The sequence below is a fragment of the Shewanella eurypsychrophilus genome (assembly GCF_007004545.3).
GTDB classification, from domain to species: Bacteria; Pseudomonadota; Gammaproteobacteria; order Enterobacterales; family Shewanellaceae; genus Shewanella; species Shewanella eurypsychrophilus.
Map to the genome: position 1 here is coordinate 4,773,135 of NZ_CP045503.2, position 13,161 is coordinate 4,786,295.

Consider the following 13,161-nt stretch of genomic DNA (forward strand, 5'->3'; position numbering starts at 1 on the left):
ACGTCTATACGTATAAACATCCAAAACTCACAAGTAATAAATTGTCCAATAAGCGCACAATTATTAGTGATACATTGTTAGTTTAGCGCTTCAAATTAAGCAGTTTTGTAGTTAAGGCAGGTAGATTTTATGACCACTGGCACCCTAAGCACCACACAAATAAAACAAAAAGGTCAACAACTCGAACTACAGATCACTAAGCAGCTCATCGAGGGAATACTGATCCTAGATGGCGCCATGGGCACCATGATCCAGGACCGTAGATTTAGCGAGGAAGATTTTCGCGGCGAGCAGTTCAAAGAATGGCATTGCGATGTAAAGGGTAACAACGACATGTTGGTGCTCACCCAAAGCGATGCTATCAAACAGATCCATAAAGATTACCTGCTTGCCGGCGCCGATATTATCGAGACCAATACCTTCAATGCGACCCGTATCGCCATGGCCGATTACGACATGCAGGAGTTCTCGGCCTCTATCAATCTTGAAGGTGCACGCTTAGCGCGCTCAGCTGCCGATGAAGTCGAGGCTGAAACGGGTCGCCATTGTTATGTTGCCGGGGTCTTAGGCCCAACTAACAGAACCTGCTCTATTAGCCCGGATGTGAATGACCCAGGCTATCGTAACGTCAGCTTCGATGAGCTGGTCGAGGCATATGTCGAATCCATTAACGCCTTAGTTTCTGGTGGCGCCGATATCATCATGGTGGAAACCATCTTCGATACTCTCAACGCCAAAGCCGCACTGTTTGCTATCGAAACGGTATTTGATGAACAAGACTTCCGCTTACCTATCATGATCTCAGGTACCATTACCGATGCCTCGGGTCGAACGCTCACCGGACAAACTACCGAAGCCTTCTACAACTCACTGCGCCACGTTAAGCCACTGTCTATCGGCCTTAACTGTGCCCTTGGGCCAAAAGAGCTGCGCCCCTATGTCGAAGAGCTATCCAAAATTTCTGAGTGTTTTGTCTCTGCCCACCCAAATGCAGGCCTGCCCAACGAGTTTGGCGGCTATGATGAGAGCCCAGAGCAGATGGCTGAGATTATCGAGGAGTGGGCTCAAGAGGGCTTTCTCAACATTATCGGTGGCTGTTGTGGTACCACACCGGATCATATCCGAGTTATTCGCGAAGCCGTTATCCAGCACCCTGCCCGCCCGCTACCGGATATTCCGGTGGCTTGTCGACTATCGGGTCTTGAGCCGCTCACCATCGATGAGAATTCGCTATTTCTCAACGTCGGTGAGCGAACTAACGTCACTGGCTCGGCAAAATTCCTGCGCCTGATTAAAACAGGCGAGTTCGAAGAGGCGCTATCGGTTGCCCGCGATCAGGTCGAAAACGGCGCGCAGATCATCGATATCAATATGGATGAGGGCATGCTCGATGGCGTCGAGATCATGCATAAATTCCTTAATTTAATCGCCTCTGAGCCTGATATCTCCCGGGTGCCGATCATGATTGACTCCTCTAAATGGGAAGTGATCGAGGCCGGACTTAAATGTATTCAGGGTAAAGGCATCGTTAACTCTATTTCGCTCAAAGAGGGCGAAGAGAAGTTTATCCAGCAGGCCAAGCTCGTGAAACGCTACGGCGCCGCAGCCATTATCATGGCGTTCGATGAAAAGGGCCAGGCCGATACTAAGGCGCGTAAGATAGAGATATGTACCCGTGCCTATCGGGTATTGGTAGATAAGGTGGGCTTCCCGCCAGAAGATATTATTTTTGACCCCAACATCTTCGCCATTGCAACAGGTATCGAAGAGCACGACAACTACGCCGTCGACTTTATCGAGGCCACGGCCGAGATAAAACGCACCTTGCCCCACGCAATGATCTCCGGCGGTGTATCGAATGTCTCCTTCTCGTTCCGCGGTAATAACCCAGTACGCGAAGCCATCCACGCCGTGTTCCTCTATCACGCCATTCAAGCTGGCATGGATATGGGTATCGTTAACGCCGGACAGCTGGCGATTTATGACGATATCGACCCTGAGCTCAAGAAAAAGGTCGAGGCCATAGTCGGCAATTTTCCTTGCACCGCCGTCGATAAGAATGGCGATGCCACCAATAACACCGAACTGTTATTAGAAGTGGCGGAGAAATTCCGCGGCGACGGCAGCCAAAACGTCAAGAAAGAAGATCTCGAATGGCGCAGCTGGGAGGTCAATAAACGCCTGGCTCACGCCCTAGTGAAAGGCATCACAGATTATATCGACCAAGACACGGAAGAGGCGCGAGCAGCCTCTAGCCGTCCGCTGGATGTGATCGAAGGCGCTTTGATGGACGGCATGAATGTGGTCGGTGACCTATTCGGCTCGGGTAAGATGTTCCTGCCACAAGTCGTAAAATCTGCCCGAGTGATGAAAAAAGCCGTGGCTTACCTAAACCCTTACATCGAACTAGAAAAGACCCCTGGTCAGTCAAACGGCAAGATCTTAATGGTCACAGTTAAGGGCGACGTGCACGATATCGGTAAGAATATCGTCGGCGTGGTACTGGCCTGTAACGGCTATGATGTTATCGACCTTGGCGTTATGGTGCCCGTAGAAAAGATCATCGAAGTCGCCATCGCCGAGAACGTCGACATCATCGGCATGTCAGGGCTTATCACCCCTAGTCTCGATGAGATGGTGCATAACGTTAAGAGCTTCCATAAGGCAGGCTTAACCATTCCATCGATTATCGGCGGCGCGACCTGCTCTAAAATTCACACCGCAGTGAAAATTGCGCCGCACTCGCCAACTGGCGCCATATATATCGCCGACGCATCCCGCGCCGTACCTATGGTGTCGAAGCTGATCAATAACGAGACTCGCCAAGCCACCATAGACGCCGCCTATCAAGAATACGATGTGATGCGCGAAAAGCGTCTGTCACAGGCCAAACGTAAGATTATCACCACTATCACAGCTGCCCGTGAAAACCGTTGCCAACATGATTGGGAAAATTACACCCCATTTATCCCTAACCAGCTTGGCCGTCAGGTATTCGATGACTACCCATTGGAAGATCTGGTCGAGCGTATCGACTGGACACCGTTTTTCCGCAGCTGGGAGTTACATGGACATTTCCCTAAAATCTTAACCGACAAAGTCGTCGGCGAAGAGGCGACTAAATTGTTCGCCGATGGCAAGGCCATGCTGAAGAAGATCATCGATGAGAAGTGGCTCACCGCCAAAGCGGTTATCGGTTTATTTCCAGCCAATACCGTTAACCATGATGATATAGAACTGTACACCGATGAATCACGTACAGAGCTTGAGATGACCACCCATCACCTGCGGATGCAGATAGAGCGTGTCGGCAACGACAACTTCTGTCTGGCGGACTTTGTCGCACCAAAAGACTCAGGTGTTGCCGATTACATGGGCGGCTTCGCAGTCACTGCGGGCCATGGCATTGACGAGCATATTGCGCGTTTCGAAGCCGACCACGATGACTACAGCGCCATCATGCTCAAATGTTTAGCCGATCGTCTAGCCGAAGCCTTCGCCGAGCGTATGCACGAACGTGTACGTAAAGAGTTTTGGGGTTATGCCAGTGACGAAGTGTTAGATAACGAATCGCTTATTCGTGAAAAGTACAAAGGCATACGTCCAGCGCCAGGTTATCCTGCTTGCCCCGATCACACAGAGAAAGGCCTGCTTTGGGACTTGCTCAAACCTGATGAGACTATCGGTCTGAACATCACCGAAAGCTACGCCATGTATCCTACTGCAGCAGTGTCTGGCTGGTACTTTGCCCATCCTAAATCGCGCTATTTTGGCGTGACTAATATAGGCCGAGATCAAGTCGAGGACTATGCGGCACGTAAAGGGATGAGTATGGCTGAGACTGAGCGATGGTTAGCACCAGTGTTGGATTATGATCCTGAGTGATCATGTTTACTCTTTAAAGTTGTCACCCCGGTAACGCTTCTGAGCCGGGGCCCAGCTTTTACCTTTCCAAACTTCGTTTGAAATAAAATCGTGGAATGCCATTCCACACCAGGCCAAAAGGGGAAAAGCGCTTGCTCCCCTTTTGGAAATCCCCCAGCGCCCCGGCGAAGTTGTCTTCCTCTGTTCTTATGGATAAATGACTACCGCTTCCGATGGTACATCCACTCTAGTAGAAGAAGTCCGAAAGCTAGTCAGACATCCGTGTCTGACTCACATCATTTATTCCAACGCCCTTCGGCAACTTCCAACGGGGACAGGTTGTAACTTTAGGCGGCGCTTGGGTTAAGTAGTGAAAGCTTACTCTGACCCCGCAAACCCTTTGCTCGGTGGCCAACGGCCTAAAGTAAAGAGCCCGTCATTCCGGCTATGCTTGTGGACCGGAATCTAGCTTTCGCTTTCCAAACTTCGTTTGGATGTAGATCGCAGGGTTCCACCCTGCACTGGGCAAGAAGGACTGCTCGTCCTATCCTCCTTGCATCCACCATGACGCCCGGCGAAGTTACATGCAGTTGAGTATGGGCCTCATGCTCACTTGAAAATAGCTAACGTTTCCGATGGCGCGTCCAAGCCCCCCGAAAACTAGTCCCACATCCGTGTGGGGCTTACGCAATTTTCTACGACGCCCTTCGGCAACTTCCAACGGGGAATAGTTGTAGCTTTAACCTTCATTTGCTATAGCACTGTGAATTCTTACTCTGACCCTGATTACCCCCCTGATATTCAAAACCAGCCATATATACCCTATTCATTCTTGTATTTCAAAGTAACTAAAATAGTGTAAACTTAATTTGCTGGTTAAATTGATTAGAGAATGATGATGAAAAAAAGCAATGTTACATCCAATGCTGAACGTACATTTAAACCAAGCCTACAAAATATGAAAACGAGTTTAAGTTATGAAGGGCTTAGCGTTAAAGCAAACAGTACAAGTAAAACTATCTCCCAATTGAAAGCACAATATGCGCGATAAGTACGGTACAGAGTCAGATCCATATTGTTACCCAGACAGCGATACTCTAATCAACCTTTTCGATATACACGATCCCAATACTCTAAGTGAAGCAGAAACCGACTTCTACGCCCAACGACTGCTCGCCTATCAAGCAACTGACCCATCCCTATCTCACTTTACTCTTAATCATTTGCAAACGATTCACCACCACCTTTTTCAAGATGTGTACAATTGGGCTGGTGAAATAAGAAGCATTGATGTATCGAAAGGCAGAACTCGATTTTGCGCTGCTAGCCGCATAGTCCAGCAATCCTCAAAGGAGTTTTCCTTAATCCCACAACTTAGTGAGATATCAGACTTAACAATATTGATTGCTGCTTTTGCCGACATTTATTGTGAACTTAATATTATTCACCCTTTTAGGGAAGGTAACGGCAGAACCCTGCGTTTATTTTTTGAAGAGTTAGCATTTGTATTAGGACAGGAATTAGTATGGCCAAATATCGATAAAGAGCAATGGGTACAGGCAAACATTGCAGGCTATAACGGAGATTTACAGCTGCTAATTGAGATTTTTACGATTGCTTTTAATGCAGAGAATCACGAAATATAGTGCGATATAAAGCTACACCATGCTCCCAACAGCGAGGTATCAGGTTGGTACTTTGCCCACCCATACCCACCATAAGTAACGCTACTTTGGCGTGACTAATATAGGTAGAGATCAGCTGAGCGTAAGGGGATGAGTTTGGCTGAGACTGATAGGTGGTTAGCACCAGTGTTGGATGATGATCCAGAGTAATCATGTTTACTCTTATTAGTGGGGATTCCTGAATCATCAGCTATCCCCTGTCATCCCGGCGATACTTTTAGGCCGGGATCTAGCTTTCCAAACTTCGTTTTGATGTAGATCGCAAGGTTCCACCCTTCTCGCATTGAAAAGTAGGGCAAGGAGGACTGCTCGTCCTATCAATAACATCCATGTTTACCAGCCAGTTAGGTATCCATACCTCTCGCTCAGAGAGGTTACTGTCGCAACCTTCGCCCTTGATTCTTCGTAAACCAAAGTACCTATGACGCCCGGCAAAGTTACATGCTGTTGAGTACGGGCCTCATGCTCACTTGAAAATAGCTAACGTTTCCGATGGGGCGTCCAAGCCCCCCGAAAACTAGCCCCACATATGCATTAGGTTAGTTTTACTTGGCCGTCCCAGCTTGAAAATAAGAGTGATATTTTTTTATTAACGTCTCACGTTTTTGCGTCAGCATATTTATTTTAGTGAGATCACCACCAGTCACTTGAAGTAGACGTTTATCCATGACTTTAAACCATAAGTAGGGAATGTAGGCGATGACATACATACCAAAATAGCCACTTGGAAGAGTAGGCAAACGGCTAAAGTGGCGAAGAGACTGATAGCTGCGAGTCGCATTGGCATGATGATCTGAGTGGCGCTGCAAGTGGAACAAAGCCCAATTAGAAAAAATATGATTACTGTTCCAGCTATGATGGGGTTGTGGGCGTTCGTAACGTCCGCTCGGCAGTTTCTGGCGCAAAAGCCCGTAATGCTCGATATAGTTGGCTGATGTGAGCTGCCACATAGACCAGAAGGCACAGATTAATAGATAAGGGATAACAGCTGAGCCTAACCACAATACTAGGCTAACGAAAAGTCCAATAGTCATCAACATGGCTTGTAGGAATTCGTTCTTGATCGACCAGGGTGATCTTCCCGATTTTTTCATGCGCAGAATCTCTATCTCGTATGCGCGTAATATGGCTCCTGGTAACTCTCTTATGGCAAAACGATAGATGCTTTCGCCCATTTTAGCCGAGGCCGGATCTTCTGGGGTGGCCACATGTTTATGGTGGCCGCGGTTGTGCTCAATAAAAAAGTGACCGTATGCCGCCGGTGCAAGCACAATTTTTGCCAACCAGATATCCAGTTTGTTTCTCTTATGCCCTAGTTCATGTCCAATATTCAAACCATGTCCGCCTATACTGCCAGCCAATAGGGCTACAGCTATATAGCCAGAAACACTGAGTTGATGACTGGCGACAAACCAGGCGCAAAATAGAAACGTGGCAATAACGACAGGCACGTTTAGCCGGATGATCTTTGAGTAAAAGGGGTCTGCTTCAAGCAAGCCTATGACTGATTCAGGTGGGTTACTGCTATCTTCTCCCATCAGATAATCAATAATAGGGAATATGCTGTAGACCAAAATAAAAAACAACCAGAGCAAAATTTCATGGTTAAACAATTGATATAACATAGGTCCTGCAACTGCCGCACTGGGCAATATCAGCGAAAACCACCAAAAGTAACGCTTCTTATCCACATAAATAGTGCCATCACTGGCAGTAAAAGTGCCTGCTCTGTTCATTATGGTCTCCACGGCGTTGATTAATTTTATGCCTTAATTACCGCTTTGTTTGCATTTATTTCTCTAGTTTTTATCCTAACTCAAAAAAGACAAAAAAAAGACAGGACATATCTTTTGCCTTTCTCTGCAGTGAATAGCTTTTGTTTGATGCTTAACGAAAACAAAGTGAGACCAATGCTTCTGGTTTGCTTTTCTACATCGCTTAGAGTGCATTGTTCTCCCAATAAAGGCAGTCACTTCATCAGTTATTTTCCATTTAAGGAAGGTTCATTGGTGTAGCTCTTTTTATCTTAAAAACTACTTGCTCACTAAGCATTTATGTTAGGGTTACCACTTACAGTTAAGCAACAAATGGACAACATGAAAACCAACTCTTTCTCGGTATTAATCTTGTTCTGGCTGGCTTTTCTTACCTCTTTTTCAAGCTTCGCTGAGTTTGAAGCACGGCTGATAAACACCACAGATATAGTCATTCAAGACACTGATATTTGGCGTAAAATCAACAACGAACCAGACTCACCTCCAGCATCACTTGAAGCACTTAAACATTTATATCGCTCATCTGCCCCCATAAAAAACTCATTAGTTAACCAATCTGGTGCCTATGTTGCCCGACTTAAACTCAATAACCAGACTAATGTGCATGCTAGCTGGTTTGTCAGAATCAATGCTAATTTTGTCGATCAGGGTCTTGGCTTCTGGGAGTCAGTGCAATTCCTAAATACTGGTGTCATTAACTTTTCACAACATGGGGATATCAACACCCCTAAGCTCATGCATACTCAGGCTTTTGGATTACCTTTAAGTCAGCAAGAAAGTGGTTACCTTTGGCTTTATATTGACGCTGAGCATTACGCGCTGCCACTATCGATTGATATCATTAACAGCACCAGTTTTTACCACAAGCAATTTATCACCAACGCGGTGACACTCTTTTCTATTGCCACCATGCTCACTCTGGCCGCCATTGCTTTAATCCTGTATCTCAAAACACGTTTAACAGTCACACTTGCCTGTTCGGCTTATATTGGGTTGCATGGCTTAGGTTGGGCTGCGGCCTCTGGATTAATCGATGATATGTTTAACATCCAGAGTATCAATACCAGTTACCTTGGCATCATGATATTTCCTTTTGCCATCGCTTCGGCTAGTCAATTTACTAAGTTATTATTTAACTTTGACTCTCTGCATAAGCGTCTAGCAAAACTCTTTAATGGGCTGTCTATCATTTGTCTGATTGCAGGGTTAATCTTACCACTGCTAAGCTTTTCTATCTCATTTGCTATTTCCCATATCATCGCACTAATCTGGGTGCCACTTGCTATTGTCATCGGCGTTAAAATGCTGATCTATAGTGACTTTAGAGCCAAATACTATCTACTCGGCAACCTTCTTTATGGTCTATCCATGTTTTACTATATCTTGTCTCATAGCGACCTATTGACGGGACAACAACATGCTGAGCTTATCGTTATGCTAGCCTTAACTGGCGATTGTTTTTGTATACTGCTCTCCCTAGCGGCTTGGTTACAACAAAAAAAGCAAGATTACTCCCACACCTATTATCAAGCCCGAATCGATCCCTTAACGCATATAGGTAACCGTTACGCCCTGAGCGAAGCCTTAACCCAAGTCGATGACAAGTACATTATTACCTTTATCGATTACGACGGAATTAAGCAGGTTAACGATAAACTAGGTCATAATCAGGGTGATGCCTTATTACGCTATGGGGCTAAAACCATGGCTAATGCCCTTGATAGTAAAGGGGAAGTATTTCGTACCGGCGGTGATGAATTTGTTTGGTTACTCAATAGCCAATCATTTAGCAATTTGCCGTCGGCAGTAGAGGAAATTGAGCAGATGATGGCTCAATGTCAAAACGCATTACAGTCAAAATGGCCACAATCTGGGATTAGTTATGGGATCGCACACGCTCAGGAAAGCAGCAATCAATCTGAATGCCTCGCCCTCGCCGATGAACGTATGTACCAACACAAGCGCAGTAAATATCAGCATCCTGTAGCTGAAGATGTCTAAACACAATAGAATAACTGCACTGTTTGTTAAACCAATCCACTACTCATCCAAAAGAATTTAATCAAGCCAGCCATGATAAAAAGAAGGCTTTGTGAACATATTCACAGTCGAAGCCAGTAACGCAAAATAAAACACAACCAATTGATTAAACCAAAATTAAAGTTAGTCACTGGTTGGTTTTATACGAGTGAGATAAGTGGACACCCATAAAAAATATGACTGTTCTATCTCTTTTTGATCCCCCCTTCTCCGTGTACTCTGTGTACTCTGTGTACTCTGTGGTGAATCGCTTTTGCTTTAACGAAGACAAAGAACATTCTCACCACGGAGCGCTTCACTACACACAGAACACGGAGATAAAGATGAAAACCTCTAAAAGCTCTAGTAGTTGCCTTACTCCGTGGCCCTATCTGCTCTCCGTGGTAAATCGCTTTTATTCAGTTTAGAAAGACAGGTCTGATGTGGTCAACTATAACGGTACACAAACAAGAGTTGCGTCTTTCGGCCGCTGTTGGTGTCATGTAATGGTTATAGTAATGACCACATTTTGCGAGGTTATATTGAGTCAGACTTTGACTCTGACTCAGACCCTAACGAATTCCACATACTGACCCCAAATATTAGGTTTATCCTAACGTTTTAGTCACGCTGTGAAGAAATATGCGTTCTGCGGTGGCAAAATCTTCTACTGTATCGATTTCGGTCCATTTCAACCCTGTGATATCCAGTACGTTGAAAATAACATTCTTAGCGATCAGACGCTCATAGCCGCTTTCGTAATAATCCTGATGATTGGCTTTATCTTTCATCATCTCTTTTAACTCTGCGAATAACAGCTGCGCGGTCTCACTGCTAATTTTTTCAATACCAATGGATTCACCCACAGCCTTGTTAGGATTAACCTCTTTACTTGCTTTGATGACGTGACCCTTATCATCGATAATGACTTTAATCTCTTCGGCTTCAAGATTGATGTTCTTATCTACACATAAACAAGTGTCATGTTCAGATGCAATCAGGTTTTTTAGAATCTCAATATCGAAGACCACATCGGCATCGAATTTAATAAAGCTTGAATCTTTAACGGCTTCTTCTGTAAGCATTAAAGAATAACCAGTATTGGTGTCGGCGTAATGTTCATTAGTAATAAAGTGAACATTTAGATCGGGAAAGTTTTGGCCCACGAAATCTTTAATGTGATGTTCTAAATAACCGAGAACAAAAACAATCTCATTAATCCCACATGCTTGAATGTGAGAGACCATCATCTCTAAGATGGTTTTATCGCCAATTTTCAACAGACTCTTCGGGCAGTTATCTGTTAAAGGACGGATCCTTGAACCAACGCCCGCGGCTAAGATAATAGCTTTAATATTGTTTGTCTTTTTCATCTGTTACTGTAAACCTTGTCTCTGTGACATACGCTGATTTCAGCGTATGCGTTTGTATATACACAAAATATTATTTAATGATGTAATTTAACAATTGTTAAGAAGGATAAATTATTTCCCAATATTAACTGTTAGTTCTTGATCTAATTTTACACCTCGTTGCCAGGCGCGAAGCAGTCCATAAAATACTTGGCTAAGCGCAAAAATCCACAACATAGGGGTTAACATATTGAGGACCAAGGCTAATGACAGCATAAAAATAAACACGCCTTCATCGAAAGAGAATATTTTTTTCTGTTCTTTTAAAAACCATCTTAAATTTGCCATCAAACCGAATTCGATACCCGCAGTATCAGCTATTACTTCTTCTGGCGTATCGTCTTGAGTTGAGTCGCTTACTTGCGCTGCTTCTAAGTAAATAGTGACATACTTGGAGTAGCCGCGTAGCGAGTAAAACGCAATACCGAAAAGGGCCAAGAACACAGGGATCACACTGCCTGATTGCTGAAATGCCGCGTAGGCGATAGCACCAAACCAGATGAAGACTTGAATTTGATCCGTGAGCTTGTCGTAATAGCAACCTGAAATGGATGATGTTTTACGGTAACGCGCCATCTGGCCATCCATGCAATCAAACACATGGCTTAAATGGATCAGAATTGCCGCGATGATGAAATTCTGAACGCCGCCAAGCACGATAAATACCGCAGCAATAACGGCGGTGATAAAAGAGATCAAGGTGATTTTATTGGGGGTGAACCATTTGATATCCACCACAAAATAGTTGAGCACAATGGCTAGTGGCGAGGTCACAAAAGATGACCACCATTCATCGTCTTTAGTTTTGGTTGCCCACAAGTTTGTTAATTTCAGGTTCATAATGCAATCTCAGCGATGTAAGGTTCATTGGATGCAGTGCTATCGACCTGCATAATCTGTCTAGCCTGTAGTTCCCTAGCTTGGGCCCCAGGAAAATTATTTAAAATTTCTTTCAAGCAATTTAAGAAGTATTGAATATCGAGAATGGATATCTCGCCTATGTTTCCTACCTGAAACACCTTGCCCTTGAAGCAGCCTTTACCTTCATAAATGATGATGGAATTTTCACGCAATTTTTGACGCAATAAGCTGACATCGATGTTTAGAGGCATGTTAACTGTGGTAAGAATGGAGCACATATCTTGCTGCTTAAGTAAAAAATCTAGGCCTAAGTTAAGCAGGCCCTGTCGCAACATATTGGCTTTGTCTTTCATGCCTGAGTAGTGCAGATCGACACCCTGATCAATAATGTTTGCTAAGGCTTGCTCCAAGGCATAAAAGAGATGAACCGCAGGCGTATTAGGTGTTTGGTAGCATGTACTAATAAATTCATAGAACTTATACAGATTGAGATACATGGTTTTAGCAGGAATATCTTTGAGCTTTTCGAACTCAGCCGTTTTGCCCACCACGAAAGAGAGTCCGGCATAAGAACCTATTGCCTTCGAGCTTGAGCTTGATATGAAAGCAATGTTACATTTTTCCATCTCAATGATCTCGGCACCAGCACTGCTGACACAGTCAACCACAAATGTGGCTCCGTGTTTCTTGGTCAATGCACCTACATCTTCTAAAGAGTTTAGCAAGCCCGCACAGGTCTCATGATGAACCATAGCCACCACATCGATAGCATGCAGTGTCAGGTAAGCATCTATGCGGTCAAGGTCGAATTTTTCACCCCAGGGGAATTCTATCAAGTGTGTGTTTTTATTGTGGATTTTAGATATATGATGCAGTCTTCCACCAAATTCACCGTTAGATAAAATAAGAATATGTTTATTGCCCACCACCGAAGATAGTATTGATTCATTAGCAGCGGTGCCTGAGCCCGTAATGACGATGGCACGATAATTACCCGGGTTTTCAACTTTTAAAACCTGCAGTAATTTTTGTTCAATGCTGTTCAGTAAACGTTCGAATTCAACTTCACGGTGGCAGATATCTTCTTTACTGATAGCGACTCTTAAATTTGGAGCGACATTGACCGGACCGGGCGTGAATAACAAATATTTTTTCATCTAGCGTGTGTCATCCTATTGTTGCTTAGCTTATCTATTGTTTGGAATGTATGAAAACTCCCTCTTCGTTTCCACTCGATGTTAGTTAAGCGACGAGAAGAAGCGAGCAGGGAGCGGCTGTAAAAAATGTTAATCGTCAATCATGGTTTTATTTTGAAGACAGTTTAGTAATGAAAACAATACTGTTTTGCAGGATATATTTTCGAAAGAGGCTTATAAACCTGAGGTATCTAACTAGTCTGTGTGGGGGATTCGCCAGTTCAGGTCGGTGTTTTTCAAGATCGTTGGCACTCTTTACTTAAATTTCAAGCTACATTTATTACGTCAGTTTCAGGCTCTTTATCTGAATTTGGCATCACTTCGTCGATAGCTTCACAGTTGCTTATGC

7 protein-coding genes and 1 pseudogene are annotated in these 13,161 nt (G+C 44.5%); 4 read left to right on the forward strand and 4 right to left on the reverse strand.

From position 1 onward, the window contains the following. Nucleotides 1-129: 129 nt before the first annotated feature. The 3 genes and pseudogenes from metH to FM038_RS25440 all read left to right on the forward strand — a co-directional run. Nucleotides 130-3,885 (forward strand): methionine synthase, encoded by a 3,756-nt coding sequence (metH, locus tag FM038_RS20430; protein ID WP_142871439.1) that lies wholly within the window; start codon nt 130-132, stop codon nt 3,883-3,885. 1,019 nt (nt 3,886-4,904) lie between these two features. After that, nucleotides 4,905-5,510 (forward strand): Fic/DOC family protein, encoded by a 606-nt coding sequence (locus tag FM038_RS20435; protein ID WP_142871438.1) that lies wholly within the window; start codon nt 4,905-4,907, stop codon nt 5,508-5,510. Nucleotides 5,511-5,520: 10 nt separating this feature from the next. Then, nucleotides 5,521-5,699 (forward strand): annotated as a pseudogene (locus FM038_RS25440) (vitamin B12 dependent-methionine synthase activation domain-containing protein); the annotation flags it as partial. 395 nt (nt 5,700-6,094) lie between these two features. On the opposite strand, the gene FM038_RS20445 reads toward FM038_RS25440, so the two are convergent. Further along, complete coding sequence (locus tag FM038_RS20445; RefSeq protein ID WP_142871436.1) at nt 6,095-7,285, reverse strand: alkane 1-monooxygenase; 1,191 nt, start codon at nt 7,283-7,285, stop codon at nt 6,095-6,097. A 360-nt stretch (nt 7,286-7,645) separates the two neighbouring features. Here FM038_RS20445 and FM038_RS20450 point away from each other — a divergent pair, with 360 nt between their 5' ends. Continuing rightward, a complete protein-coding gene (locus tag FM038_RS20450) occupies nt 7,646-9,325 on the forward strand; it encodes a sensor domain-containing diguanylate cyclase (RefSeq protein ID WP_185965714.1) in 1,680 nt (559 codons plus the stop codon). Nucleotides 9,326-9,951: 626 nt separating this feature from the next. On the opposite strand, the gene FM038_RS20455 is transcribed toward FM038_RS20450, so the two are convergent. From FM038_RS20455 to FM038_RS20465, 3 genes are all read right to left on the reverse strand, one after another. Continuing rightward, the gene (locus tag FM038_RS20455; protein ID WP_142871434.1) at nt 9,952-10,716 is read right to left on the reverse strand and encodes a phosphocholine cytidylyltransferase family protein; all 765 of its coding nucleotides are present in this window, start codon (nt 10,714-10,716) and stop codon (nt 9,952-9,954) included. Between the two features lie 111 nt (nt 10,717-10,827). Continuing rightward, nucleotides 10,828-11,595, reverse strand: a complete 768-nt coding sequence (locus FM038_RS20460; protein WP_142871433.1) for a CDP-alcohol phosphatidyltransferase family protein — start codon at nt 11,593-11,595, stop codon at nt 10,828-10,830. Continuing rightward, a complete protein-coding gene (locus FM038_RS20465; RefSeq protein ID WP_142871432.1) occupies nt 11,592-12,773 on the reverse strand; it encodes a pyridoxal-phosphate-dependent aminotransferase family protein in 1,182 nt (393 codons plus the stop codon). The genes FM038_RS20460 and FM038_RS20465 overlap by 4 nt, the downstream gene beginning before the upstream one ends. Nucleotides 12,774-13,161: the final 388 nt, after the last annotated feature.